Raw genomic sequence first — 26,555 nt, 5'->3', positions numbered from 1 at the left:
CATGGCGGCTCACGACGGAAGCTTCGATGGGGTCGAGCGGCGCGGCCTGATGTTCGTGCTGTCATCCCCTTCGGGGGCGGGCAAGACGACGCTGTCGCGCCTGCTGATCGAGCGCATGTCGGGCCTGCGGATGTCGGTCTCGGCGACGACGCGCTCGATGCGGCCAGGTGAGGTCGACGGCCGCGACTATCACTTCGTCGACCGGGCGCGCTTCGAGGACATGGCCAAGCGCAGCGAGCTGCTCGAATGGGCCACCGTGTTCGACCATCGTTATGGCACGCCGCGCGCGCCGGTCGAAGCGGCGCTGTCGGCGGGCCAGGACGTGCTGTTCGACATCGACTGGCAGGGCACGCAGCAACTGCGTGAGAAGGCGCGGCAGGACGTCGTCAGCGTGTTCATCCTGCCGCCGTCCGCCGCCGATCTGGAGAAGCGTCTCCACACGCGCGCGCAGGACTCTGATGAGGTCATCCGCGGGCGCATGAGCCGCGCCAGCAACGAGATGAGCCACTGGGCGGAGTACGACTACATCGTCATCAACCGCAACGTGGACGATGCGTTCGCCGAGGTGCAGTCGATCCTCAAGGCCGAGCGCCTGAAGCGCGAGCGCCTGACTGGATTGACGACCTTCGTGCGCGAACTGCAGCGCCAGCTCGAGAGCTGAAACGCATTCCGTCTACGCCCGCCGGCCGAGGCGCGCCAGGATGTCCTGGATGCCGTCGAGCTCATCATCCTGCTGAATGTTGCGCGGTCGCGGCCGCAGCGCCGGAGGCCGCGGAATGAAGTCGAGCGGCGGGGTTGCCGGATCCTCGAACTGGGTCGGCACGAACAGGGGGCGCTGCTGCGGTGGCCGCTGTGGCTGTTGCGGCGCCTGCGGTCTGTCGATGATCGGCGGTGCGGCGGGGATCGACGACCGCGATTCCAGGAGACTCATCAGTCGGGCCGCGGGATCTTCATGCATGTGCGCGACGTCCTGCTGAGCCTCGTCGGAGAACTCCTCCTGCTGCGGCTCTGCCTCCAGCTCGTCTTCGGGCAATGAAAAGCGCGACTGCAGAAGGTTGATCAGCGCCGCCGCAGGATCGTCGAGCTCATCGTCTTCGGCGGCAGGGGCCTCCGACATCATCGTGGGTCCGGCCCTGGCGACGTCATCGTCAGGCTGAGAGGCCGGTTGTCGTGCCGCATGCGCGCGAAGCGTCTCGATCAGTGCGGCCGCTGGATCGGCTGGTGCCGTTGACGGCGCGCGCGGGGAGGCGGGCTGATCGGGCATCGCGAGAACGGGCTGAGCGGCCGGCTGGCCGCCACGCAGATGGTTCGTCAGATGTTGCGACGCCTGCGTGGTCCTCGGTGCAGCGTCCGCCTGCGCTGGCGGAGCCGTCTCAGCGAGGGCCGCTGCAGCCGGAGCATCGCCAGCCTCGCCGGGTTGCGTGGTACGCCGCTTGGCCGCGCGCGACACCAGCAGCGCGGCAATCACCTTGGCGGCGTCGATCGGAGCCCCGGCAGACGGGGCCGTGGCATCGCTGCTGCGGGCCTTGCGCAGCGCCGACACGATTTCGCTGACGTCGACAGGGGCGGGTGGGGCAGCGGTCGCGGCAGCCTGCGTCGGTGGCGGGGCGGGTGGCGGCATTGGTACGGCCACCTGGGTGCGGGTGGGATTCGCTGGTTCAACCCGCGGCGCCGCCGGCCAGGGCTCGGCGGGTGCGGTCGGTGCCGCATAGGCCGGCGAGCGCGGCGAGGCGGCTGCAGCAGCAGCGCTCGCCTGGGCTGCTGCAGTCTTGGCGGCAGCGGCCTGCGCCGCGGCCATCTGGGCAGCCGTCAGTTGTGCCTGCGCCGGAGCAGCAGGCGATGGGGCAGTTGCGGCAACCGGCATTGGCTGCGCGTTGGTCGCAGCGGTCTGTGCCCCGGAAGGCTCGGCCCGGCGTACTGCTGCGCGATCGACCAGCTCATCGACCGCCTGCCATACCGCGTCGGTGGACTGCGATCGTTGCATCGCCGCAGCCGCGTCCCGGTCGCGTCGGCGTGCGGCTACGGCCGGGTGATCCTGCTGCTGGGGAGACGGCGCCGGCCGCTGCGGACGGGGCTCGACCTGGTCCGGCGAAGCCGCCAGCCGCGCGCTCGCGAGGTCGAGCGCCGAAGCCGGCTGAGAGCCGCGGCTGCCGCCTGAATGGGAGGGTGCTGCCGGCATGCTGCCGCGGCCCGCACGCATCCCGCCCTGCGGCGCCTTGGACCGTGGTTTGATGCGACTACGGCGCATCCGGACTGCGTCCGCGTGCCAGCTGCCGTTGCGCCGTTGCCGCCGTCCCATCCGGCTGAGCCGATAGAGCGCGCTCGCCAGCAGTCCTGAAATCGCGAGGGCGCCGATGACCACGAGCATGAGCACGTGGATGGGCGCTTCGGGCTTGCTTGGCTTCGGTGCGATGATCGGCCCGTCGGCAGCCGGCGCCGCATTCGTGTCCGGCTCCGCATTGCCGTCGTCGGCCATTGCCGGCGGTGGCGCATCGGCAGCGATCGGCTCCGCCTGTTGTGGCGGGGCAGAGGGCCAGGGCGAGGTATCGAGGCTGCGGGGCAGGCTGGTGTCGGATGCGGTCAGCGTCGTCGGTGTGGCAAGAGTCTGCGGCTTCGGGGTGCCCCGCACGGCGAGATCGGCACGCAGCCGCGGCTGCGGCGCTTCTGCGAGGGCGTCGCTGGTGCGAGCGACCGGGCCATCGCTGCGTCTTGGCGTCAGTTTGGGTGGAGCGGGCTGGGCGAAGTCCCACGGAGCCGGCTGCTGCGTCGCCCGTATCGGTGCCGCGGCGTCACGGGTGTTGCCGTTGGCGTCTTTCAGATACCAGCAACGCCGATTGGTGCCACGATCGAAACGATAGTACCAGCGTTGCGCGTCGGACTTCTCTCCCGTCGGCTCGGTCAGACATTCCTCCGCCGCCAACACGACGCGCGGCAGCACAAGCACGACGGTGCCAAGGATTCCGGCTGCAATGGCAAACGCAACTCCTGCCGTTCGGCTTGCCATTGAAGACTCCGGATACGCTTACGCAACGGCGCGTTCTCGGAGAGAAGTTGGGTGGCAATGAGCCGCAATTCCGGATTAATTCTGTCGCGATCCTTTCGTGCCCGAGTGCGGCTTTTTTCCCACAAGAAGCTCCGCATCACGCCGCGATTTTGGCCGCGCTATCGCGCCAAATCGGTCACATCGGTGACGATGGACCTGGCTTTTCATCCTCAGGGGTCAGAGGCGTCGCGCCGACAACCTCTACGTTTGTGGACAAATGATTGGCCGCAGTGGCGGCGAGCGGCGGCGGTACAGCACCGTCGCCGCGTGCGATGTTGCAACGGGCGAGGGATCAGTTCGTCAGCACCACGCGTCCGACCACACGGCCGGCGCGCAGCGCATCGATCCACTTCTGTACGTCAGCCATCGGCTCCTCGCGCATCGGCGGCGGCTTGATCTTGCCGGCGCGCGCGAGCGCCATCAGTTCGTGCGCCTCGGCCAGAGTGCCGACCATGAAGCCCTCGATGGTCATGCGCTTGTACACCCATTGAACCATCGGCAGGGTGAACTGGCCGCCCATCAGTCCTGACACGACGATCTTGCCGCCGCGCGCTGCGACGGAGACCGCAAAGGCCATCGACTTCTCGTTGCCGGCGAAATCGACGATTTCGTCGAAGCCGCCCTCGGTCTCCTTGAGGATGCGCTTGATCACATCCGGCTCGGCCGGATCGTAGGCCGTCGCAGCGCCATTCTTCAGCGCGGTCTCGCGCGCGGCCGCCGAGAGGTCGGCCACCGAGATCGGTTGCTTGAACATGGCCTGCGCGAACGACAGGCCCATCATGCCGACGCCCCCGAGTCCGATCAGCAGCAGATTGCGCTGGCGCGGCCGATCCACGAGGCGCTTGAGCGCGCCATAGGCCGTTACGCCGGAGCACATCAGCGTCGCGGCCTGGTTGACCGGCAGCGGATCGTATTCCAGCAGATACTTCGCATCCGGCACCAGCACGTGGGTGGCGAAGCCGCCGTCGATCGAGACGCCGAGGAAGCGCTGCTTGGCGCACAAATTCTCGTCGCCATTGGCGCAGTCGCGGCACTGGCCGCAGCCGATCCACGGAAACACCGCGCGCCGGGCGCCGATCAGCTCCTTCGGCACGTTGGGGCCGACCTCGTCGACGACGCCGGCGATCTCATGGCCGAGCGTGAAGGGCAGGGTCATGCCGCGCGTGGTGTCCAGGCGCTTGCCGCCGCCGAGATCGGCATAGCCGTCCTGGATATGCAGGTCGGAGTGGCACAGGCCGCAGCGCTCGATGCGAACCAGAACTTCCCGGCCTTGCGGCTTCGGCGTCTCGACGATGGTTTCGCACAGCGGTGCGTCGAACTTGACGAGCGACTGACGGCGCATCAACGCCATGATGAAACTCCCTGAAATGCTTGTTGATTACGACTTGTTCTCGTCGCGACTATTGGTCAATTCGCGGGCCATGGCAACAAAGCCCGACACCGGAATGGTCTCGGCGCGGCGGGTGGGATCGACGCCTGCGGCGGCTGCGAGCCGCGCGGGATCCGCCGGCAGCGACTTCAGGCTCTGCCGCAGCATCTTGCGGCGCTGGCCGAAGGCGGCGGCGGCGACCTGCTCGAGCGCGCGGCGGTCGCAGGGTTCGGGCGACGGGCGCGGCACCAGCCGCACCACGGACGACGTGACCTTCGGCGGCGGCACGAAGGCGGATGGCGAGATGTCGAACAGGATCTTGGTCTCGCAGCGCCAGTTGGCGAGCACGCCGAGCCGCCCATAGGCGTCCTCGTTCTCGCGCGCGACGATGCGCTCGGCGACCTCGCGCTGAAACATCAGCACCATCATGTCGTACCAGGGCGGCCACGGCTCTGTAGAGAGCCAGCCGATCAGGAGATGCGTCGCGATGTTGTAGGGCAGGTTGGCGACGATCTTTGCTTTGGTGCTGCCGAGATATGGCGCGACGTCGAAGGTCCGCGCATCGCCGCAGACGATTTCGAGGCGGCCGGGATAATGGTCGGCGATCGCCTGCAGCGCCGGGATTGCGCGCTCGTCGTGCTCGACCGCGATCACGTGGCGTGCGCCGAGCGCGAGCAGCGCCCGCGTCAGGCCGCCCGGGCCGGGGCCGATCTCCACCACGGTGGCGTCTTCGAGCGGACCCGCGGCGCGCGCGATCCGGGCGGTGAGATTGAGATCGAGCAGGAAGTTCTGGCCGAGCGCCTTGCGCGCCGACAGCTGATGATCACGAATGACCTCGCGCAGCGGCGGCAGGTCGTCGATGGCGCTCATGACGCGTGGCTGGCCATGCGCGCGGCGAGCCGCAGGGCCGCGATCAGGCTCGCCGGATTGGCGCTGCCCTTGCCGGCGATGCCGAACGCCGTGCCGTGGTCCGGCGAGGTGCGGATGAACGGCAGGCCGAGCGTCACGTTGACGCCGTCGTCAAACGCCAGTGTCTTGATCGGGATCAGCGCCTGGTCGTGATACATGCAGATGGCGCAGTCGTAGGTCTTGCGCGCGGCGTCATGAAACATCGTGTCGGCGGGCAACGGTCCCTGCACGTCGAGGCCGGCATTGCGCAAGGTTGCGATCGCGGGCGCGATGATCGTGTCCTCTTCGGTGCCGAGCGTACCGTCCTCGCCCGCATGCGGATTGAGTCCCGACATCGCAATGCGCGGCCGCGACACGCCGAAATAGCGGCGCAGGCTCGCCGCGACGATGCGCGTCGTCGAGGTGATCAGCGGGCTCGTGAGCTGCTCGATCGCGTCGCGCAGCGCGACGTGGATCGTCACCGGCACGACGGCGAGCATCGGTGACCACAGCATCATGACAGGCTGCGGGACCGCGCCGCCATCGGCGGCGAGCTCGGCGAGAAATTCGGTATGGCCGGGATGCGAGAAGCCGGCACGGTAGAGCACGGCCTTGGCGATCGGGTTGGTCACGACGGCGCTGGCGCGTCCGGCCCTCACGTCGGCCACCGCCTCACGGATCGAGCCGATGGCCGCCGCGGCACTCGTCGTGTCCGGACGGCCCGGCAGGGCCGTCACGGCGTGTCCGGTGGAGACCACGGGCAGCACGGTCCCAAACGCCTGTGCCGCCTGTTCGGGACGAACTTCGTCCACGGTGACGGGAAGGTCGAGCAGCCTGGCGCGCTGCGCGAGAAAGACAGGATCGCCGCGCACGTAGAAGGCGGGGAGTCCGAGCTCGGTGCGGCGCAGCCACGCCTGCAGGGTGATGTCGGGTCCGATGCCTGCCGGTTCCCCCAGGGTCAGCGCGAGCGGCTTCGTCATCAGCGATATTCGATCATCGCCGCCTTGCGGACTTCCTGCAGATAGGCCTTGGAGGTGGCCTCGTATTTCTTGGTGTACATCTGCTCCTTGATCTCCCGCTTCTTCGGCGTGTCGATCGTGGTCGGAGTCCGCGAGCAGAGGGCCACCATCTGGATGCCCTGCCGCGTCGCTTCCGGCGGAGTCAGGTGGCCGATCGGCGTGTCATCGAGCAGCTTGCGCAGATTCGGCGGGATGTCGGCGGACGTCTTGACGACGATCTCCTTGATGACCGCATTCGCCGTCGTCTTGAAGATGTTGTTGGCTTCGGCGCAGGTCTGCACCCGTGCGCGCAAGGCCTCGGCCTCCTTGTGCCGCGCTTCCATCAGACCCTGGTTCGAGGAGTTCGACACGATCAGCACGATCGGCTGCATCTTGTACTCGAACGCCTGGCCCTGCTGATCGCCATCGCCGCCCGCGGCGGCGACAGCCGCGGCCACGTCCTTGTCGGAGACGATCAGGCGTTCCTTGTAGCGGCCGCGCACCAGGCTGCTCCAGACGATCTCGGCCTTGATGCGCGCCTTCAGCGTCTCCGGCCGCACACCCTGGCTCTCCAGCGATTTGGTCAACTGTTCCGGGTTGAGCCGCATGCGAGAGCCCATGCCGGCAAACGACTGGTCGACGTCGGAGGCGGTCGGCTCGACGCCAAACTTCTTGCCTTCCTTGATCTTCACCTTGTCGTCGATCAGCTCGTTGATGATCTCCTGGCGAGTCTGATGCTTGCGAGTGCTCAGGAAGTTCAGCTTGGTGCGCTGCTCGATGTCATAGTCGGTGATGGGATCGCCATTGACCATGACGACGATGCTCTGGGCGCGAGCCGACATCGTTCCGATGCCGCAGACGAGTGCGGCAAGAGTGCAGATGGCCAGGGCCCGAAGGCGAGGAGAGAACGCGATCGTCATGACCAAGCTTCGTTGTCGCTATTGATCCAACTGGAAGCGGCGCCACGGCTCCCAACGAGGGACTTTCGACCCCCACGGAGCGGCCCGTCGGAGACTGGCGCGCGCTACTGCAGGCCCCCAGCCCCGGTTCCCGTGGACGAGGAATTGGCCAGCGTCCGGAGTCCGATCTGGAGCATATAGGCATGGCTCAGAACGGGGGGAGTGGTGCCCGCCGTATAATTATACGACGTTACATAGTTGGCGGCCAGCACGAAACAATCGTCCACATAGCCGGCGCCGATCACATACTGGTTGATCTTGTTGGCTGCCAGATCCCAGCGCGCCGCACCCGTGACGACCCAGTTCGGCGCCACCTTGACCGAGCCGCTACCGAGGATGCCCTCGCGACGGTCGAGGTAGCCGAGCGCCGGATCGGCGGCATAGTTGCCGTAGGTCAGGGCCACCGACCAACGATCGAAGTTCGCCTTGGCTTCCGCCTCGAAGCGCTGGATGTTCAGGGTCTGCTGGTCGAACCGGCTGCGCATGCTGAACGTGTAGGTGCGGTTCGGCGAATAGTCGACGCGCGCCACGTAGTCCGAGGCGTTCTTGTCCAGGCCGGAACCGATCGCGGTGTTGTTGGCGTCCTGCACCGCGAACGAGTTCATCCCGAACAGGTGGTAGGACTGGCCGAACAGCACGTTGATGGTGCCGCCGCGGTCGAACTGCGTGGTGGCCTGGACACCGACATTGGCGCGGCCGCCGCCCTCGACGCGGTCATAGCCGGAGAACTTGTCGACGCTGAACAGGTTGCTGGCGTCGAACACCATGCTCTGGGCGTCCTCGTTCGGCAGCCGGCCGGCATAGGTCTCGTTCGGCCGGATGATCACTTGCGCGATCGGCTCGATCGTCGTCGTGCCCCATGGCTGAACGTTGATGAACGGATAGCGATATTCCAGGCCGACCGTCGGCATCAGGCGCAGCGCCTGGGTGTCCCCGGTCTGCAGGAAGTTGCCCACGCCCGGCTGGTTCGAGACGTTGGCGTTGATCGCGTCTGCGCGCAGGATCGCGAACGGCGTCCAGATCTGGCCGTAGGGATCCGTGAACGACCGCCGCCACTCCGCCTGCGCGGTCAGGCGGGTGTAGGTGCCGGGCGTGGCGCGCAGCAGGCACTGGGTGGGCAGGCGCGCCCGCGGATCGGCAGACACCGTCGTGCACAGCCCGGCGGTGTTGGCCGTGGTCGTGATCGGGTCGAACACGGCCGTCTGGCGGCTCAGATTGACGAAGTTGGTCTTGTAGCTGAACTCGCCGCCGAACACGGGATAGTTCAGCACGTTCGAGTAATCCAGCACCGGATAGACCACCGGCACGGTCTGCTGGTTGCCCGAGAAGCTCAGATAGTGGATCGCCCGGACGTCGAAGAAGCTGCGGCTGCCGACGCCGGTCAAGTAAAGCTGCGAGATCGCCTCGGTCGGGAGGCTCATGAACGAGTTGAACGGATCGCGATACTGCGCCAGCCGGTAATCCGACAGGAACATGTAGTCGGACAGCAGGATGCCGTCCCAGCCCCAGACCCATTTGTCGTTGAGCGCGAACTGGCCCTTGGTGTCGACGCCGCCGCGGAACTGGCGGTCGCCCGGCTGGCCGGCGAAGGCCTTGCGGTCGAGCTGATCGATGCCGTACAGGCGCACCTGATAGCCGCCATTGCTGAGGCGCTGGCGGAACTCGGTCTGCAGCAGCACGCCCTGCTTGGAGGTGATGCGCGGCGTGAACGTCGCGTCGTAATCCGGCGCGATCGCCCAGTAATAGGGGATGTCGACGCCGAAGCCGTAGCCGCCGGTCTGGGTGACGCCCGGCATCAGGAAGCCGCTCTTGCGCTTCACCGTCGGATCGGGCGTCGAGAAATAGGGGATGTAGGCCAGGGGAACGCCGAAGAATTCGAGCTGGGCATTCTCGAAATACAGCATCTTCTCGGTCTGGTCGTGGATGATGCGCGCACCCTTGACCTGCCACAGCGGCGGCTTCTTCGGATCGTCCTTGCACGGCGCGCAGGCGGTGTATACGCCGTTCTCGAAGACGGTGTAATTGCCCTTGGAGCGGTCGGCGCGGGTCGCCGCCATCCGCGTCTGGTCCTCGGTCTCGACGCGCAGCGAATCGACGAAGCCGTCGCGATAGTCGTCCGACAGATCGAGGCTGTTGGCGTAGGTGATCTTGCCGTCGGCGTCGGTCATGCGGATGTTGCCTTCCGCATGCAGGCGCTTGGTCTTCTGGTCGTAGATCACCCGGTCGGCCTCGACCGAGGTGCCGTTGTAGAACAGCTGGACGTTGCCGACCGCCGACACGCGCGAGTTGTTGTAGTCGTAATCGACCTCGGTCGCCTGCACCAGCATCTGGTTGTCGTTGGCGACGCGCGGCGGCGGCGCCTTGGGCGGGCGCGGATTGTAGGTGAAACCCTGCGCGACGGCAGGGGTCGGCGCCACGACCGCGGTCGCAGCAGCAACCATCAGGCCGAGCCCGCAGGCCAGAACGAATCCAAGTACGCCAGACCCGGCGCGACGCACGCGCGCGCAACCGGCGCGCGCAACGGCATGCTGCCGAAGCGCGGCGAGCGCTGTCTGACGGACGGCAACGAACGACACTAGCCGTCCTCCTGGTAGAGCAAAGCCATGAAACCGGTGAGGCCGCCGACGAACACCGGCAGCCACGCCGCAGCGATCGGATTCATCAACTCAGCCTTGCTCAAATCTTCAGTTACTTTCGACAGAACGTAGAGCAGAAACCCGGCGCCCACGCCACTCAAAACCATTTTCTGTACGCCACCCATTCGGAAGAACCTGAGCGACACGGACGCAGCCAGCATGACCATCGCAGCCAGCAAAAACGGCTGCGCGATCAGCTTATGATACTGCAGTCGGTACCCCGCGGTCGCGAAGCCTGAGCTCTCCGACGAACGGATGTATGTCGGCAGTTGCCAAAACGACACAGTTTCGGGGGTGGAGAAGCTGTTTCGGACCTGCGCCGGCGTCAGGCTGGTCGGAAGAATGTACGTCGGTTCGTCGACCGGTGGGGCATCGAGGGAGAATCGGCGCACGGACCGGAAGACCCACCGGCCTTCTTCCAGGGTCGCCTCGCGCGCTTCGATTCGTTCCTTGAAGTGCTTGTCCGTATCAAAACGGAACAGGGTCAGTCCGGTCAGGCGGACGCCCTGCTGCTCGCTGCGCGCGGCATTGATGATGACCGAGCCGTCGGGGTTGATCTGGTTGAGCCAGAAGCCGGCCGCATCCTGCACGCCGCCGCCCGGCGCTGCGCCGAACAGCTCGGCCTCCATCCGCTTGGAGAGCTCGCGCAGATTGGCCGACATCGGATTGTAGAGGGTCGTGGCCATCAGCCCGAGCACGATGGCGCTTGCCAGTGCCGGCGCGATGAACTGCCAGGCGGAGACCCCGGCTGCGCGCGCCACCACCAGCTCGAGCCGCCGCGACAGCGCCAGGTAGCAGGTCATGGCGCCGATCAGGACGCAGAACGGCATCATCTTCTCGAGCAGCTGCGGCACCCGGAACAGCGACGTCTCCGCCACCATCAGCGCCGAAGCGGAGGCAAGTCCGGACGTCTTGCGCACCATCTCGATGTAGTCGACGAGCACGAGCAGGATGAAGATGCTCGCGAACACGCCGACCGCCGAGACCAGGAAGCGGCCGGCGAAATAGCGCCCGAGCGTGTTGGTGACCATGCTCATGCGGTGGCCGGCCTCCCGAACAGCCGTGCGATCCGCGCGTTCGAGCGGTTGATGGCTTCCATCAGCCGCGCCGGCGGCTCGACCACCACGCCGCCGATGATGATCCAGATGCTGAGGCCGAGCACGCCGAACAGCATGAGGTACTGCACCAGCGCCGCCATCGGCGTCTTCACGGTCATGACCGAGCAGGCGAAGCCCGCCATGCGCACGCCGAACACGGCGAGAATGGCGCTGCCGAACGAGAAGTTGCGGCTCTGGCGTGTCGTCCGCGGCGCGCCCAGGAATGCGAAGGTGAGGGCCGCGAAGGCGAACGGATAGATCGGCGCCAGGAAGCGGTCGTGCAATTCCTGGCGGAACTGTCCGGGGATCTGCTTGTAGATCGGATCGTTCTCGGCGGGCGCCATCAACTCCCACAGATAGCGCTCGCGAATGCCGAGCGTGACGTCGCGGCCCTGGTTCGAAAACTTCGACATGTCGAAGGCGTAGCGGGCGAACGCGACCATCGCCGGCTCGCGCTTGCCGAGCTCGAAGCGTTCCAGATTGCCGTCCTCGAGCACCAGGAATGACCCATCGGCATTCTTCACCACGGTGCCCTTCTCGGCGATGATCGTGATTCGCTCCTTGGGGTCGCGGCGGTCGTCGATCAGGATTCCGGACAACTCGCCGCCCGGCTGGCGCTCGCGGATCCGGATGGTGAGGTTCTGGTCGAGCTGCGCGAACCGCCCGGGCTGCAGGATGTTGGCGAGCACGTCGGCGGTGATCTCGGCATCCCACTGCTTGATCCGGCGCAGGCCGTCGGGGGCGAAGAAGGCGGCGATCAGCGTCACCAGCACGGCCACCGCGCAGGTGGCATAGGCGAACGGCACGAACAGCCGGATCGGCGACATGCCGGCCGCGTTCATGACGATGATCTCCGAATCGGTCGCAAGCTTGTTCAGCGTGTGCGAGACCGCGATCATCAGCGCGATCGGCGCGATGACGCCGAGCAGGGAGGGAATCACGAGCCCGGTGATGCCGAGGAAGGTCAGGATCGTCTGGCCCTGGCTGGTCATCAGGTCGATGCCGCGCAGCGCCTGCGTAATCCAGATCACGCCGGTGAGGCTGACCAGGACCAACGCGAACGACGCCAGCGTCGTGCGAAAGATATACCTGTCGATGGACCCCATCGTCTGCGCTCGATCCCCAGTCATCTGTTCCGGAACGAGCGCCGCAGCCAACCCTCGCAACGGGCCCCCAAGGCTGCTGTCGCCGTCACGTTCCGAAGGCGGTGAATATCTCTACCATCCCTTTGATCCGTCGACAAAATGGCTGTGGCATGGCGCCACGAAAATACGGTTAAAATTTCATCATTGTGACCGGTCCGCAACGCGGCGCTTGGCAGCCCCGGTCCGGGCAGGCCATACTGCTGCCAAGTTGGGTTCCGAACTGCCGCCATCCTGGTCTGGCCCTTGAGGTTTTCGGTCGGACGTGGCGGCTCATCACGTCGAAATTTGGAGGATTGCTTGATGTCCGACGCCGTCAAGGTCGGCTTCGTCCCGCTGTCGACCGCCCCGCGTGGCATCGTGGTGGCGTTCTGCGATGACACCCTGCGACTTGGAGTCGCGACCGAGAAGGCGCTCGGGGGAGCCTCGGACCTGATCAAGCGCGCGGCCGGGGCAGCCCGGTTCAAGGGCAAGGATGGTGCGGTGTTGGATCTGCTGGCTCCTGAGGGAATCAAGATTCAGCGCTTGATCGTCGTCGGCATCGGCAAGGGCTCGGACCTCAAGGACAAGGATTTCCTCAAATACGGCGGGACTTTAGCCGGAAAGCTGAACGCCGGAACTGAAGCGGTGACGGTGCTCGCCGAGCTGCCTTCGGGACCGCTGCTGCCGGATCAGGTCAGCTCGCTGGCTGCCGGCATCCGGCTGCGGGCCTATCGGTTCGACCGCTACAAGACCAAGAAGAAGGACGAGGAGGGCGCCGTCAGCGCCAATGTCTCGATCGCCGTGGCCGACGTCGCGGCGGCCAAGAAGGCGTTCGCGCCACGGTCCCACGTCACCGACGGGGTGATACTGGCGCGCGATCTCGTCAACGAGCCGCCGAACGTGCTCTACCCGGAGGAGTTCGCCAAGCGCGCTGCCGCCTTGCGCAAGCTCGGCGTCACCGTCGAGATCCTCGACGTGCCCGCGATGAAGAAACTCGGGATGGGCGCGCTGCTCGGCGTCGGCCAGGGCTCGGCACGGCCGAGCCGCACCGTCGTGATGCACTACAATGGCGGCAAGCGCGGCGAGCAGCCGGTCGCGTTCATCGGCAAAGGCGTGTGCTTCGACACCGGCGGCATCTCGATCAAGCCGGCCGGCTCGATGGAGGACATGAAGGGCGACATGGGCGGCGCGGCCTGCGTGGTCGGCCTGATGCATGCGCTCGCCGCCCGCAAGGCCAAGGCCAACGTGATCGGCGCGATCGGCCTCGTCGAGAACATGCCGGACGGCAACGCCCAGCGTCCGGGCGACATCGTGACCTCGATGTCGGGTCAGACCATCGAGATCATCAACACCGATGCGGAGGGCCGCCTCGTGCTCGCGGACGTGCTCTGGTACGTCGCGACCAAGTTCAAGCCGAAATTCATGATCGACCTGGCGACCCTGACCGGCGCGATCATGGTCGCGCTGGGCACCGAGCATGCCGGTCTCTTCACCAACAATGATGATCTCGCCGACAAGCTGCTCAAGGCGGGGCAGGAGACGGGTGAGAAGGTGTGGCGGATGCCGCTCGGCCACGAATACGACAAGCTGATCGATTCGCAGTTCGCCGACATGAAGAATACCGGCGGACGCCATGGCGGCTCGATCACCGCCGCGCAATTCCTGCAGCGCTTCGTCAACGACACGCCGTGGGCGCATCTCGATATCGCCGGCACCGCGATGGGCGCGCCGAAATCGGAGATCAACCAGAGCTGGGGATCGGGCTACGGCGTCCGGCTGCTCGATCGGCTGGTGTGGGATTCCTACGAATCCAAATCCGACTCCAAGGCTGAAAAGGCTGAAGCCAAATCCGGCGCCAAGGCGTGACGTCGGGCGATGACTGAAGTCCTGTTCTACCATCTGCAGAACATGACCCTGGAAGGCGTGCTGCCGCCGCTGCTCGAGAAGTCGCTCGAGCGCGGTTGGCGCGTCGTGGTGCAGTCGACGTCCGAAGAGCGTGCGGATGCGCTCGATGCGCATCTGTGGACCTATCGCGACGATTCGTTTCTGCCGCACGCCACCTGGCGGGTGGCCGATGTGGCCGACCAGCCGATCGTGCTCGCGGTGGAAGAAGGCAATCCCAACCGCGCGAACGTACGATTCCTGGTGGATAACGCGCCGCTGCCAGCGGACTCGCACAGCTACGAGCGCATGGTGCTCGTGTTCAACGGCGATGATGCGGACGCGCTCGCGGCTGCGAGATCGGCGTGGACCGATTGCAAATCGCGGGGATTCGAGGTCACCTACTGGCAGGCGGATGAACGGGGGCGCTGGCAGCGCCGACAATGATACGGAAGCCCGTGAAGCGCCGATGATGGCAGCGCCGCGTGATTAATGATAATCTGCCGATTTGCCGGCAGAGCGTTGGCAAAGCCACGAACGTGCCGCAAAGTGATGTTGGGACAACACGTTAGAGTGTCCACAGGTTGCAATTCAGCAAGGTTCATCGTGCGAGACCACACCAAACAGCTGACGCGCGCTCTGGCGTTCCTTGTGCTTGCCCCGGTCGTCGCCGGATGCTCGAGCACGCCCGATTTCCTGTCCAAGGACGCCGAGTGGTTCAACCGGCCGCAGCGCCTGTTCATCAAAAACATCTCGATCGACGCGCCGCCGCTGACGCCGGACAAGCCGGTCTCCGCTGAGGATCTTGTGAGCGCCGAAGGCGCATGCCCGGGCATGGCGCCTGCGGCCGGTGCTGCGGGCGCGAACGCGCTGGCGAATGATCCCGCCACGGCCGCGCCGGCTGTCGGCGGCACCGTTGCGCTCGGTCATACCGAATGCGACGTGGTGCGCGGCATCGGTGCACCCGACAACGTCAACATCTCGAGCAATGGCGGCGAGCGCGTGGCCACCGTGACCTGGCTGCGCGGCGCGCGCGCCGGCGTCTACACGTTCAGCTCCGGCCGCCTGACCTCGGTCGAGCGGGCGCCCGATCCGGGACCGGCGCCGAAGGTGGCGAAGCCCAAGGCGAAGAAGCGGGCGACCTGACGGAGGAGGCGGCCATGCAAATCACCGGCCTCCGTCGCGAGTTGGAGGAGGCCGGGTATGCGGTGCGCCGTGGTTTTCTTCCTCGCGCGTTGCTCGAGGCCGGCGATCGAATCAAGTCGCGAGCCGGTCGTGAGGCGATCGCGGAGCCTCATCTCGGATCCGTTGTCTCAGTCGGCTCGTCGGCCGATTTCGCGCCGATCATTCTGTTCGATGCACAGTATGAACTGTTGGAGCGCGCCGGATACCGGGATGCACGCTTTTTTGCTGGCTTCCTGATCTCCAAGCCGGCCGGATGTCCGAGGCTGCACTGGCACCAGGATTGGTGGGGCTGGTCGAGCGCTGCGAGCTACGCCGCCACGCCTCCAATTCTCTACTTCATGTACTACTTGACCGACACGAGCGCTGCGAACGGATGCTTGCGCGTGCTTCCCGGCAGCCATCGGCGCAAGAACGATCTCCATGCCTTGATCAAGGACCGGCCGACGCATCCCGATCGGATTCTGCCTGTCGACGACGTGCTGGTTTCCACACGACGCGACGAAGTCGATGTGACCGTTCGGAGGGGGGATCTGATCGTTCGCGACGGCAGGCTTCTGCATGCATCCCATGCCAACAATTCGAGCGAAGACCGCGCCTTGATCGTGTTGTCCTTCGTGCCCTTCTGGTCCGACCTGCCGGAGGAGCTGCAATGCGCCTTCGACAGGAAACGACCCAAGATCGAAAAATCCTGGCCGCCCGTAGAGGCCGAGCGCGTGCTGGCTCGAGCGACGGTCTACAACGGCGCGTCCTCGCCGATCCGTCTGCAGCGAACCCCGGACTTGAGCGACTGATCAGGCCGCTGCGTCCTCCGCATCCAACTCCATGACGACATCGGTCGCGCTCAACGTCTCGCCCGCACCGCGCCGGACCTGACTGATTGTCCCGGAATAGGGAGCTTTCACCGACAGCTGTGATTTGGCCGCCTCGATGACGTAGAGGACCTCACCGGTCTGCACCTTCTGACCCGCCTTGACGCAGACGTCGTAGAGCAGGCCGTCAAGTCGAGCGTAGAGCTGCTTGTTCATGTTTCGTCCTCCTGAAATCGCTTCAATCGAACCTCAACATCAACGTTGTCTACCGAAAGTAGAGCAATTTTGAACCTGCCACAATGGCGCTTTCCAGCTTATGGATGTATGTAGTCATCATTGCTACCTCCAGCTCCGGGCATAGCGAGGCGCGCCATGAAGTGGTTCTTCAGCAAGTATCTTTTTGCAGCGATGATTGTCGTAGTTTCGTCGATTGCTGCGCGTGCCGACGTTCTGCCGGCGCCGTCGAGATGGACAAATCAACGAGGCTCGGTGCTCGAGATCTGGTCAGTCACCGATGGACAGGTGCGAGGACAATTCACCAACAACGCGCCAGGATTTGCGTGCCAGGGCATTCCCTATCCGGTATCCGGCAGATCGGCCGGCAGCGCCGTCATGCTGGTCGTGACGTTTGCTCAGTGCAATTCGATCACGCGGTGGAGAGGCCAGGTCGGCGGCAATCTACTCCGGACGAATTGGAATCTCTTCTACATTCAGCCCAACGGCGATCTCGGCAACCTGCCGGGTGCGGATCTGTTTCAGCGGACCAACTGATCCGGCCGCTCGCGCCGACCACGCATTCATCCGCGCGAGCCGCTGAGCGCGAGGGCATTCCGCGAAAGCCGAGTTGTCTGCGACTTTCCGCCGAATGCCCGATCCGAGGCTCGGGGCGCTTCAGCTCCCCGCCTCGTCATACAGCGTGCTGGCCTCCAGCCATTGCTCCTCGGCGCGCGCCAGCGCGTCGGCGGCATTGGCGCGCGCCTTCAACAGTTGCGCCGCCTGCTTCGGGTCGCGCGTGAAGATGTCGGGTAGCGCCAGCGCGCCGTCGATCTTGGCGATGATCTCGGTGATGCGGGCGATCTCGGCTTCGGCCGCGGTGATCCTCTGCTTAAGCCCGCTCCGCCGGTTGTCGCCGCGCGGCCGCTCGGCCTTCTCGGCGGTCCCCTGCGGACGTTCAGTGTCTCGCGTGCCGGCACCGCTGCGTGACGACAGCACCATGCGCCTGTAGTCGTCGAGGTCGCCATCATAGGTCTTCACGGTGCGGTCGGCGACGACCCAGAGGCGGTCGGCGCAGGCCTCGATCAGATAGCGATCGTGCGACACCATGATCACGGCGCCGGGAAAGTCGTTGATCGCCTCGGCGAGCGCGGCGCGGCTGTCGATGTCGAGATGGTTGGTCGGCTCGTCCAGGATGATCATGTTGGGGCCGAAGAAGGTCGCGAGCCCGAGCAGCAGCCGCGCCTTCTCGCCGCCCGACAGGCTCTTTACCAGCGTGTCTGCCGCCTTGCCGGAAAACCCGATCGCGCCGGCGCGCGCGCGCACTTTCGATTCCGGCGCATCGCCCATCAGCTTGCGCACGTGACTATACGGCGATCCGGTCTCGTCCAGCTCATCGAGCTGGTGCTGGGCGAAGTAGGCGATCGACAGCTTGTCGGCGCGCGTGACCTTGCCGGAGAACGGTGTGAGCCGGCCGGCGATCAGCTTCACCAGCGTGGACTTGCCATTGCCGTTGGCGCCGAGCAATGCGACGCGGTCGTCATTGTCGATGCGTAGGGTGACGCGGTTGAGCACCGGTTGCGCGGGGTCGTAGCCGACGGAAGCGTTGTCGACCGCGATGATCGGCGGCGACAGCAGTCGCTCCGGTGCGGGGAACGTGATCTCGTGCACGTCCTGGGTGACGAGCGCGGTGATCGGCTTCATCCGCTCCAGCATCTTGACGCGGGACTGCGCCTGGCGCGCCTTCGAGGCCTTGGCCTTGAAGCGCTCGACAAAGGCCTGCAGCCGCGCACGCTCCGCTTCCTGGCGCTTGACCGCCTTGGCATCGAGCATCTCGCGCGTGGCGCGCTGTTCTTCGTAGGAGGAGTAGCTGCCGCGATACAGCGTCAGCTTGCAACGGTCGAGATGCAGGATCTGGTCGACGGAGGTCTCCAGGAGATCGCGGTCATGGCTGATCACGATCACCGTGCGCGGATAGTGCGCCAGGTGATCCTCGAGCCACAGCGTGCCCTCGAGGTCGAGATAGTTGGTCGGCTCGTCCAGCAGGAGCAGGTCGGGCGCGGCGAACAGCGTGGCCGCCAGCGCAACCCGCATGCGCCAGCCGCCGGAGAATTCGGCGCAGGCCCGCGCCTGGTCCGTGGCGGAAAATCCGAGGCCGCTGAGAATCGCGGCCGCGCGCGCTGGCGCCGAATGCGCGTCGATGTCGACGAGGCGGGTCTGGATCTCGGCGATACGGTCGGCGTCATGGGCCGTCTCGGCCTCGTGCAGCAGCGCGTGCCGCTCGAGGTCGGCCCGGAGAACCACCTCGATCAGGCTTTCGGGCCCGCTCGGGGCTTCCTGGGCCAGGCTGCCGATGCGCCACCGCGGTGGCACGCTGATGCTGCCGGTCTCCAGCGACAGTTCGCCGCGGATCGCCTTGAACAGGGTCGACTTGCCGGTGCCGTTGCGGCCGACCAGTCCGACGCGGGCGCCGGGCGGAATCTGCACCGAGCTCTGGTCGATGAGAAGCCGTCCGGCGAGGCGGATGGAGATGTCGGTGATGGAAAGCATGCGCGCCTTGTCACCGCGCGCGCGGCCAAAGGCAACCGCTTTGTCGCGTCTCAGCGGCCGGATAGGCTCGTCCCGGCCTCGTCGCGCTTGCGCAATTCGTTCATCAGGTCCGCGAGGGGAGCTGGCAGGTGAGAGCCGTCCGGCGGCAGGCTGCGTTGCAGGCGCTCGCCGACGGCCTCGCAGATCGACCGGCTGGTCTTGCGATCGAGCGCGTCGCTGAAATCGGCGGTGCGGCCAGACATGACGGTATTCCACGGGCAGTTGCAGGACGATGCTGTAACAAGTCGTGGCCGCTCGATTTGTTTCCGGCTCCCGACCGGAATACCCCGAAATGAGGTTGAAAGTGCACAAAAAAAGCCCCGGCGTGGGGGAGACGCCGGGGCAATGCGAGTTCGGTGCGGCGGGGGGCGGGTGCCGCGCCGACGCTCGTATCAATAGCAGCGGTTGATCAACCGCCAGCGCGGTCCCCACGGGGTCGGAACCACGCGGCGCACGTAGCAGCCGCCATAGCCGTAGCTGTAGACCGGGCCGCCGACGAAGAAGCGCGGGCCGTAGAACGGACGGTGCCATCCGCCATAGCCGCCGTGCCAACCGCCCCCATGCCAGCCGCCGTGCCAATGAGCCGAGGCGGCGGTCGGGGCGAGGGCGGCTGCGCCGAGGGCAATTGCGGCCGCCGCGATGAGGGAGAGTTTGCGCAACATGATCGTCTCCTGGATGACAGCGCTGGTGGCGCCGAAATTGTCCGACGGATGAGGCTGGGAGAGGGCGGCCACCGGTCGTGCTGCTGGCTCGTCCCCGCCCGATAGCCACGACCTTAAGGCCCCTGAGCTGAACACGGGTGGCACGGACCCTTCAGACTATGTTCAGAATCGTGAAATTGTCGTAAGGCGTCCCGCCTCCGGCAGGGTCCCGGTCGCTTGCCGTCGGCCGATCGCGTCGATATAAGCCCGCAACTCACCCAAATCCCGCACCTCCAAGGACGACATCATGGCGATTGAGCGCACCTTTTCGATCATCAAGCCCGACGCGACCGAGCGTAATCTCACCGGCGCGATCAACGCGCTGATCGAGAAGGCCGGCCTGCGCATCGTGGCCCAGAAGCGCATCCGCATGACGCGCGATCAGGCCGAGACCTTCTATGCCGTGCACAAGGCGCGGCCGTTCTTCGGCGAACTGGTCGATTTCATGATCTCCGGGCCGGTCGTGGTCCAGGTGCTCGAGGGCGAGGGCGCCATCCTGAAGTACCGCGACGTGATGGGTGCCACCGATCCGTCGAAGGCGGCCGACGGCACCATCCGCAAGCTGCATGCGAAGTCGATCGGCGAGAACTCGGTGCACGGTTCCGACGCGGCGGAAACGGCTGCGATCGAGATCGCGCAGTTCTTCTCCGGCAACGAGATCGTCGGTTGATCGATCCTCGTGCGGCGGAGGGCGCCCTCCGCCGCACGACCGTCGCGTTCTACGCTGAACTTGTCTGAAAGGCCCGGCCGTGAACTGGCTATCGCAACTCGCCGATTCCGCCAGCTTCGGCCACATGCTCGCTCAATTCGAGGCCGACCTGCAGAGCCCGGGCTTCTGGCTCGCGCTCGGCAAGATCGTCTGGATCAACGTGCTGTTGTCGGGCGACAATGCGCTGGTCATCGCGCTCGCCTGCCGCGGCCTTCACGGCAAGCATCGCTTCTGGGGCATGGTCGCCGGCTCCGGCATTGCCGTCGCGCTGCGCATCGCCTTTACCGGCATCGTCGCCACCCTGATGGCGTTGCCGTACCTGAAGCTGGTCGGTGGGCTGGCGCTGCTCGTGATCGCTGCCAAGCTGCTGGTGCCCGAAGACGAGAACGACGAGATCGCCGCCGGCACGACGCTGTGGCATGCGGTCCGCATCGTCGCGCTCGCCGACCTCGTGATGAGCCTCGACAACGTGATCGCGGTGGCTGCGGCCGCGAACGGCCAGGCGTCGCTGCTGATCATCGGCCTCGCCATGAGCATCCCGCTGATCATCGCGGGTGCCGCGCTGATCATGCTGGTGCTCGATCGCTTCCCGCTGCTGGTCTGGCTCGGCGCGATGCTGCTCGGCTGGGTGGCCGGCGAGGTGATCGCGACCGATCCCGCGATCGAGCCGATGCTGCACCATCTGCTCGACGGCACCGTCGTCATCAACATCGAGGCGACCTCGGCGCTGCTCGCCGGCAAGACCACTCTCGCGAGCCATGTCGATGTCATGGAGACGCTGATGTCGCTGATCGGCGCCGGCGTGGTGCTGCTCGCCGGCTCGATCTGGCGTGGCCGCGCGCTGCAGCGTCAGGGCCAGCTGGAGCCGGTGCCGGCGCGGGGCGTCGATCTGCCGTAGCGGTCGTCTGCGCCAGCGGATCCGACCGCACGCGCCGTCAGGCTTCGGCGTCCAGCCGATCGAGGAACTCGCGCACGGTGTGAACCGAGCCCGTGTCGGCCGGCTGATAGCCGGGCAGGGCGGCGATGGCGCAATGGAAGTCGTCGCCCTTCATCACATCGAGGATGCGCCGCATCGGATCGCTCTCGAGAAACGACTGATGGCAGGCGAAGAAGTAGTCCTCGGTCAGGATACGGATGAAGTCCAGCCCGAACTGCCGCGCAGCCGCCTCGACGCCGAAGCAGGCGTCGGCCATGTCGCTCGCGACATAGGCCGCGACGGCAGCGTGGGTGAACTCGATCTGCTGCGCGCCATTGATGCGCGCCTCGTCCAATCCGTGCGAAGCGAGCAATTGATCGAACAGCAGGCGGGTGCCTGAATCATGATCGCGGTTGACGAAGCGAATCTTGCCATCCGCGATGTTCGCCAATGATCGGATCGACAGCGGATTGCCGCGCTTGACCATCAATCCCATCTCGCGGGTCACGAAGCTGATGACGCAGTCCTGCCGGGGATCGAGCCAATCCCGGCAAGCCTGGATGCTCTGTGCGCGCAGTTCGCCGCGCGGCAGATGCAGACCGGACAGGTCGCAGGCGCCTTGCGCGAGCGACACCAGCGAATGCTGGCTGCTGACATAGCGCAGATCGACGCCGACGCCCGGCTCGCGATCGAGCAGCTCGCGCAACTTGGCGACGGCGAAGCCGTGGCTTGCATGCACGCGGATTACGGTGGGATGCGGCTGCAGGAACGGCTTGATCTCGGTCACCAGCTCCTGCGCCAGATTGTCGAGCTGCGGGCCGAGACGGGCCTGCATGCGCTCGCCGGCCCAGACCAGCTTGTCGCCGAACGCCGTGAGCTTCGATCCTTTGCCGCGCTGGGTCTCCACCAGCGGCACGCCGAAGAATGCGGACCATTGCTCGATCAGATTCCAGACATGACGATAGGAGAGGTGCGCGTCATGGGCCGCGCTGGTGATCTTGCCGGTTTTCCTGATTTCGCTGAGCACGCTGAGCATCACGACGATGCTCTGCGGTCCGTCATCCCAGTGGAAGCGCCAGACGGGTTCGATCGCGATGCGCAGCATCGGGCCTGCTTGTGAAGTCGGCTTCATATGATGGCCCGCCATAGGCAACAGATATCATATTTACGAACACATATTTGCTCCTACGCTGGCATACAAGAAGCGGAGGAAATATGATGTCCATTGCATATGACTACGAACGCGGCTCCAGCGCGTCGCGCTATCTGGCGAAGCCGCTGCAGCTCCTGGTCGACGGCCGGCACGTTCCCTCCGTCTCGGGGCGCTCGTTCGTGTCGTTCAATCCTGCCACCGAGCAGCCGATCGCGACGATCGCCGAGGGCAACGCCGAGGATGTCGACCGTGCCGTCGCAGCGGCGCGGCGTGCTTTCGAAGGGCCGTGGCGCACGATGCGCGCAGCGGAGCGTGGCGCGATCCTGCTGAGATGGGCGCAGCTGCTGCGTGATCATGCCGACGAGATCGTCGAGCTCGAAAGCCTCGATGCCGGCAAGCCGGTTGCGGCCGTGCTGCGCCAGGATCTGCCCGCAGCGATCGATACACTCACATATTACGCCGGCTGGGCCGACAAGATCAGCGGTGAGGTCGTGTCCACGCGCGACGATGCCCTGACCTACACGGTGCGCGAGCCCGTCGGCGTCGTCGCTGCGATCGTGCCGTGGAACTTCCCGCTGATGATCGGGATGTGGAAGCTCGCGCCGGCGCTGGCCTGCGGCTGCACCGTCGTGATGAAGCCCGCCGAGCTGACCTCGCTGTCGGCGCTGCGGATCGGCGATCTCGCGCTCGAAGCCGGTCTGCCGCCCGGCGTTCTCAACATCGTGACCGGTCCCGGGCGCACGGTCGGCGAGGCGCTGGTCAATCATCCCGATGTCGACAAGGTTACGTTCACCGGCTCGCCCGGCGTCGGCCGCGGCATCATGAAGGGCGCGGCCGGCAACTTCAAACGGGTGTCGCTTGAGCTCGGCGGCAAGTCTGCCAACGTCATCTTCGATGATGCGAACATCGAGGCGGCCGCGAAGGCCGCGGCCAGCGGCATCTTCTTCAACACGGGGCAGGTGTGCTCGGCCGGCTCGCGCGTGCTGGTGCAGGAGCGTGTCTATGACGAGGTTGTCGAGCGCCTGACCGAGCGGGCGAGGGGCTTACGGATCGGCGATCCGCTCGATCGTGCCACCTCGCTCGGACCCGTCATCTCCGAGCGGCAGATGAAGACGATCCTCGACTATGTCGAGATCGGCCGCAACGAGGGCGCTTCGCTGGTGACCGGCGGGGCGCGTGCCGCACCGCGTGGCTACTTCGTCAGCCCCGCCGTATTCGCCGGCGTCACGCACGAGATGCGGATCTCCCAGGAGGAGATTTTCGGACCGGTCGTCAGCGTGATCAAGTTCAGGGACGAGGCCGACGCGCTGCGCATGGCCAACGGCACCGCCTACAGCCTGGCCGCCGGCGTCTGGAGCCGCGACATCGGCCGCGTCCAGCGCCTCGCCAAGCGGCTGCGCGCGGGCACGGTGTGGATCAACACCTATGGCTACACCGATGTGCGGTTGCCGTGGGGTGGCGATCGCGACTCGGGACTGGGCCGCGAGCATGGCACGGCCGCTCTGGACAATTTCACAGAGCCGAAGGCCGTCTGGATGAATCTTGCGGTGTGAGCCAGGCGTCGGTTGACGCGGACGGCCGCCATTCGCATCGGCGGCCGTCTGCGCGATCCAACGGATCAGTCGGCCTTGGCGCCGGTCGTGATGATCGAGCCGACATGGTGGCCACGCAGCGCCGCCGTCAGCCGTCCCGGCACCAGGCCGTTGACGACCTGGACCTGCGAGATGTGGCGTGCGTTGGCCATCACCTCGAGCAGTGTGCGGTCGAACGGCAGCGTGCCGTCCTGCTTGGCCAACGCATCGAAGCTGGTCTGACCCAGCAGTCTTGCTTTTGCCGCGTCCGGTCCGTTCGGGTCGACCGTGTAGACGCCATCGACGTCCTCGACGATCGTCAGTCCCGCGGCGCCGAGCGCATCGGCGATCAGGAAGGCGCCGGTGTCGGCCCGATGCGTCGGAATGCGCGAGGTCGGGAATTCGTGGTGGTGATAGGGCGGGAAGGCACTGCCGACCACTGCGCGTGCCGCGGTGAGATGAATCGCGAGTTGGTTGGCGATCGTCGGATGCTCGATGTAGGACACGCCTTCGCAGGCCAGCAGCGCCGCCAGGATGTGGCCGTTCTGGCCGGCCTCGCTGGCGGCGAGCGGTGCGAGCGAGCCGACCGGCAGGCCGAGATCGAGGCCGACGCCGTAGAGATGTCGGGCGCGGATACCTGCGCCGGTGAGGATCAGCAGCCGGTGCTCCGGCAGCAGCTTCCTGATCTCCTCGACCAGCGGCAGGATTGCCTCGGCGCCGCGGTCCATGATCGCGCGGCCGCCGATCTTGACGACCTGCAGCCAGGGCAGCAGCGCGATCGGGCGTTTGCCGGCGACAGGACGGGTGAGCTTGTCGTCGAGCAGCGTCTGGCGCGCGAGCGGCGAGGCGACGTGCTTGATGGTGTTGGTGTCAGCCATGGCGGTGGGGCCCTCAGCTCGCGGTGATGATGGTGCCGACATGCTCGCCGGCGAGCGCACGGGTCAGATTGCCGGGCACGAGTCCGTTGACGATCTGGACCTCGCGGACGTGTCGCGAGGCTTCGAGCAGGTCGAGCATCGGGAACTCCAGGATAGAGTCCGCCAGACCCTTGGCCTTCATCTCGGGCACCGAGATCTTGGGAATGAAGGTGGCATTCTTTTCGGTCTTCGGATTGGCGGTGTAGAGGCCGTTCTCGTCCTTCACGTAGATCATCGCCTTGCAGCCGAACTGCTCGGCGACCAGGAAGCAGCCGGCGTCGGTGCGGTAGGGCGGGATGACACCATCGGCCGAAGGGCGCATCCACAGGCCGTAGGGCGGCATGCCGCTGAAGACGACCGCGGCGACCTCGGCGAGATAGAGCGGCACGGCGGAAAGACCCGCGCCTTCCACCGCCGAGATGCCGTGCTTGGCGAGCAACTGGCCCAGCATTGCCGCGTTCTGGTCGGCAACGGAGGCGCCGAGCTGCGACAGCACGCCGGCCGGCAGATTCAGTCCGGCGGCGATCGAATAGAGGTGGCGCGCGCGGGTGCCGGCCCCGGTCCCGATCAGCATCTTGTGCGCCTTGCGGGCGGCGACGATCTCCTCGACCAGCGGATAGACGGCGGCACGGCCGCGATCGATCATGCTCTGGCCGCCGATCTTGATCACGGTGGCGTCGGGAAGGATGCGGAAGTCAGCCGCCGTTTCCGCCGCCGCAATCAACTGGGCGTCGGTGAGCGAGCGCTGCATCAGAAGCTGCTCGAGCCCGGCCGTCGTGGTTGCCATTGAAAACGTTCCTTTCCTCGTGGATGTCCGGCCGGCGTGCCGGATTGGCTGCGCCGTCCACCCGCTCCTGACCGTTTCCCTGAGATGTCCTGGCAGCCGGCTCAATGGCCGGCTATCGATCGCATATTGCCCGTGGAATACACGACCGTTCGTGGCCCCGACAATCGTCTGCGGAGCAGGTTGGCCCACGCTGTCATGCGCGAATATCGATCGCGCCGATCCCGCGGGTCCATCCAGTCAGAGAAAATCCCTTGGTATTTCAATTAGCTATATCGAGAATCATATAGCTTCACCCGAGCGGTTTGCAGGGTTTCCGACAATGCACAAAGTTTCGGCATAATCGCGCCGACTGCGGCCTGGCCCGATTGATCGCAGCGCCAGGTTGCCGGTGAACGGCAGCCGCGATCATTTGAGAAGCTCGCAGATCGTGGGTCGATTCTTGTCGAATACGGCGCAGCGCCGCGACACGCTCCACCACCACTGGTCCAGCGCGCGACGCGTGCAGGGCAGCCTCATGCTCATGCCCTGCGCGAAATTGATCCACTCGGCGAACCTGAAGCAGGGGACGGCGATCAGGACAGGGACATCCGCGGCCAGTGCCTGCTCGATCAGATAGGTCAGGCCTCCGCCTTCGCTTTCCTGGCGGCCGAAGCGGTTGACGATGAGAAGATCGGCGCCCTCGCTCAGCGCCCCCGCCACTGCTGAGCCCGCCTGCAGCAATTGGCCGACGTCGAGGCGGCAGCCGCCGGCTTGGCGCCCAAGCCGCTGCAGCAGAGAAATCTCGACACCGCTGTGCACCAGCGTCGCCGCGATCTCGTGCGCGTCGAGAGAGCGCTGGACACGCTGCACCAGTCCGACGGCACGAACGCCGCGAGCCCGAAGACGGTCTGCGAACTCTCGTAACAGCTGATCCGGCTCGTCGCCCTGATCATACACCAGGGCAGCGAGGTCGCATTCGGCGTCGAACATCACGCGCTCCGGAGTGAAAATGACGGTGGACCCGTTTGCGG

25 protein-coding genes are annotated in these 26,555 nt (G+C 66.0%); 9 read left to right on the top strand and 16 right to left on the bottom strand.

Features of this window, described 5'->3' with window-relative positions; translation table 11 throughout:
- The first annotated feature begins 1 nt into the window (after position 1).
- On the top strand, positions 2-661 hold the full coding sequence (gmk, locus tag ACQR1F_RS06360) for a guanylate kinase (RefSeq protein WP_434912691.1): 660 nt from the start codon (positions 2-4) through the stop codon (positions 659-661).
- A 12-nt stretch (positions 662-673) separates the two neighbouring features.
- Here gmk and ACQR1F_RS06355 read toward each other — a convergent pair whose 3' ends face one another.
- The 8 genes from ACQR1F_RS06355 to lptF form a co-directional block, all read right to left on the bottom strand.
- Positions 674-3,004 (bottom strand): hypothetical protein, encoded by a 2,331-nt coding sequence (locus tag ACQR1F_RS06355; protein ID WP_434912690.1) that lies wholly within the window; start codon positions 3,002-3,004, stop codon positions 674-676.
- 331 nt (positions 3,005-3,335) lie between these two features.
- Entirely contained in the window at positions 3,336-4,394 is a 1,059-nt protein-coding gene (locus tag ACQR1F_RS06350) for an alcohol dehydrogenase (protein ID WP_434912689.1), read from the bottom strand.
- Between the two features lie 27 nt (positions 4,395-4,421).
- On the bottom strand, positions 4,422-5,282 hold the full coding sequence (gene rsmA, locus ACQR1F_RS06345) for a 16S rRNA (adenine(1518)-N(6)/adenine(1519)-N(6))-dimethyltransferase RsmA (protein WP_434912688.1): 861 nt from the start codon (positions 5,280-5,282) through the stop codon (positions 4,422-4,424).
- Positions 5,279-6,280, bottom strand: a complete 1,002-nt coding sequence (pdxA, locus tag ACQR1F_RS06340) for a 4-hydroxythreonine-4-phosphate dehydrogenase PdxA (protein WP_316236636.1) — start codon at positions 6,278-6,280, stop codon at positions 5,279-5,281. The genes rsmA and pdxA overlap by 4 nt, the downstream gene beginning before the upstream one ends.
- Positions 6,280-7,218: a SurA N-terminal domain-containing protein gene (locus tag ACQR1F_RS06335; protein WP_315800292.1), complete on the bottom strand. Its 939-nt coding sequence runs from the start codon at positions 7,216-7,218 to the stop codon at positions 6,280-6,282. Before ACQR1F_RS06335 ends, pdxA begins: the two co-directional genes overlap by 1 nt.
- 104 nt (positions 7,219-7,322) lie before the next feature.
- The gene (locus tag ACQR1F_RS06330) at positions 7,323-9,833 is read right to left on the bottom strand and encodes an LPS-assembly protein LptD (RefSeq protein ID WP_315800291.1); all 2,511 of its coding nucleotides are present in this window, start codon (positions 9,831-9,833) and stop codon (positions 7,323-7,325) included.
- Positions 9,833-10,930, bottom strand: coding sequence for an LPS export ABC transporter permease LptG (lptG, locus tag ACQR1F_RS06325; RefSeq protein ID WP_316180909.1), 1,098 nt, complete (start codon positions 10,928-10,930; stop codon positions 9,833-9,835). Before lptG ends, ACQR1F_RS06330 begins: the two co-directional genes overlap by 1 nt.
- Entirely contained in the window at positions 10,927-12,096 is a 1,170-nt protein-coding gene (gene lptF / locus ACQR1F_RS06320) for an LPS export ABC transporter permease LptF (RefSeq protein WP_315800289.1), read from the bottom strand. The genes lptG and lptF overlap by 4 nt, the downstream gene beginning before the upstream one ends.
- A 339-nt stretch (positions 12,097-12,435) precedes the next feature.
- Between lptF and ACQR1F_RS06315 the strand changes: the two genes are divergently transcribed.
- The 4 genes from ACQR1F_RS06315 (at position 12,436) to ACQR1F_RS06300 (ending at position 15,971) form a co-directional block, all read left to right on the top strand.
- Positions 12,436-13,980, top strand: a complete 1,545-nt coding sequence (locus ACQR1F_RS06315) for a leucyl aminopeptidase (RefSeq protein WP_434912687.1) — start codon at positions 12,436-12,438, stop codon at positions 13,978-13,980.
- 9 nt (positions 13,981-13,989) lie between these two features.
- On the top strand, positions 13,990-14,442 hold the full coding sequence (locus ACQR1F_RS06310; RefSeq protein WP_434848351.1) for a DNA polymerase III subunit chi: 453 nt from the start codon (positions 13,990-13,992) through the stop codon (positions 14,440-14,442).
- A gap of 204 nt (positions 14,443-14,646) precedes the next feature.
- Complete coding sequence (locus ACQR1F_RS06305) at positions 14,647-15,141, top strand: hypothetical protein (RefSeq protein WP_315800445.1); 495 nt, start codon at positions 14,647-14,649, stop codon at positions 15,139-15,141.
- 14 nt (positions 15,142-15,155) lie between these two features.
- Positions 15,156-15,971, top strand: a complete 816-nt coding sequence (locus ACQR1F_RS06300; protein ID WP_434912686.1) for a phytanoyl-CoA dioxygenase family protein — start codon at positions 15,156-15,158, stop codon at positions 15,969-15,971.
- On the opposite strand, the gene ACQR1F_RS06295 is transcribed toward ACQR1F_RS06300, so the two are convergent.
- Positions 15,972-16,205, bottom strand: a complete 234-nt coding sequence (locus ACQR1F_RS06295; RefSeq protein WP_315800285.1) for an acetyl-CoA carboxylase biotin carboxyl carrier protein subunit — start codon at positions 16,203-16,205, stop codon at positions 15,972-15,974.
- Between the two features lie 156 nt (positions 16,206-16,361).
- On the opposite strand from ACQR1F_RS06295, the gene ACQR1F_RS06290 reads away from it, so the two are divergent.
- Positions 16,362-16,760: an avidin/streptavidin family protein gene (locus tag ACQR1F_RS06290; protein WP_315800284.1), complete on the top strand. Its 399-nt coding sequence runs from the start codon at positions 16,362-16,364 to the stop codon at positions 16,758-16,760.
- A gap of 120 nt (positions 16,761-16,880) precedes the next feature.
- On the opposite strand, the gene ACQR1F_RS06285 is transcribed toward ACQR1F_RS06290, so the two are convergent.
- The 3 genes from ACQR1F_RS06285 to ACQR1F_RS06275 all read right to left on the bottom strand — a co-directional run bounded on the left by ACQR1F_RS06285 (position 16,881) and on the right by ACQR1F_RS06275 (position 19,453).
- Complete coding sequence (locus ACQR1F_RS06285) at positions 16,881-18,752, bottom strand: ABC-F family ATP-binding cassette domain-containing protein (RefSeq protein ID WP_434912685.1); 1,872 nt, start codon at positions 18,750-18,752, stop codon at positions 16,881-16,883.
- 50 nt (positions 18,753-18,802) lie between these two features.
- Positions 18,803-18,994 carry a hypothetical protein gene (locus ACQR1F_RS06280; protein WP_434912684.1) on the bottom strand — a complete coding sequence of 64 codons (192 nt, stop codon included), beginning with the start codon at positions 18,992-18,994 and terminating at the stop codon, positions 18,803-18,805.
- Positions 18,995-19,183: 189 nt separating this feature from the next.
- Entirely contained in the window at positions 19,184-19,453 is a 270-nt protein-coding gene (locus ACQR1F_RS06275) for a sulfur globule protein precursor (RefSeq protein ID WP_315800444.1), read from the bottom strand.
- A 286-nt stretch (positions 19,454-19,739) separates the two neighbouring features.
- Between ACQR1F_RS06275 and ndk the strand changes: the two genes are divergently transcribed.
- Together ndk and ACQR1F_RS06265 are read left to right on the top strand one after the other, a co-directional pair.
- Positions 19,740-20,162 (top strand): nucleoside-diphosphate kinase, encoded by a 423-nt coding sequence (ndk, locus tag ACQR1F_RS06270; protein WP_315712380.1) that lies wholly within the window; start codon positions 19,740-19,742, stop codon positions 20,160-20,162.
- A 79-nt stretch (positions 20,163-20,241) separates the two neighbouring features.
- Complete coding sequence (locus ACQR1F_RS06265; RefSeq protein ID WP_315800281.1) at positions 20,242-21,099, top strand: TerC family protein; 858 nt, start codon at positions 20,242-20,244, stop codon at positions 21,097-21,099.
- A 37-nt stretch (positions 21,100-21,136) separates the two neighbouring features.
- Here ACQR1F_RS06265 and ACQR1F_RS06260 read toward each other — a convergent pair whose 3' ends face one another.
- Entirely contained in the window at positions 21,137-22,222 is a 1,086-nt protein-coding gene (locus tag ACQR1F_RS06260; RefSeq protein WP_434912683.1) for a substrate-binding domain-containing protein, read from the bottom strand.
- A 113-nt stretch (positions 22,223-22,335) separates the two neighbouring features.
- Between ACQR1F_RS06260 and ACQR1F_RS06255 the strand changes: the two genes are divergently transcribed.
- Positions 22,336-23,823, top strand: a complete 1,488-nt coding sequence (locus ACQR1F_RS06255) for an aldehyde dehydrogenase family protein (RefSeq protein WP_316215650.1) — start codon at positions 22,336-22,338, stop codon at positions 23,821-23,823.
- Between the two features lie 65 nt (positions 23,824-23,888).
- On the opposite strand, the gene ACQR1F_RS06250 is transcribed toward ACQR1F_RS06255, so the two are convergent.
- The 3 genes from ACQR1F_RS06250 to ACQR1F_RS06240 form a co-directional block, all read right to left on the bottom strand.
- Positions 23,889-24,719, bottom strand: a complete 831-nt coding sequence (locus ACQR1F_RS06250) for a molybdenum storage protein subunit alpha (protein ID WP_434912682.1) — start codon at positions 24,717-24,719, stop codon at positions 23,889-23,891.
- 13 nt (positions 24,720-24,732) lie between these two features.
- Complete coding sequence (locus ACQR1F_RS06245) at positions 24,733-25,545, bottom strand: uridine kinase (protein WP_434883187.1); 813 nt, start codon at positions 25,543-25,545, stop codon at positions 24,733-24,735.
- A gap of 405 nt (positions 25,546-25,950) precedes the next feature.
- Complete coding sequence (locus ACQR1F_RS06240; protein ID WP_434912681.1) at positions 25,951-26,514, bottom strand: DUF2478 domain-containing protein; 564 nt, start codon at positions 26,512-26,514, stop codon at positions 25,951-25,953.
- Positions 26,515-26,555: the final 41 nt, after the last annotated feature.

The organism is Bradyrhizobium sp. HKCCYLS3013 (assembly GCF_051167615.1).
Classification (GTDB): domain Bacteria; phylum Pseudomonadota; class Alphaproteobacteria; order Rhizobiales; family Xanthobacteraceae; genus Bradyrhizobium.
The sequence above is the reverse complement of the archived record's forward strand: the minus strand, read 5'-3'. Positions and strand labels throughout refer to the sequence as shown.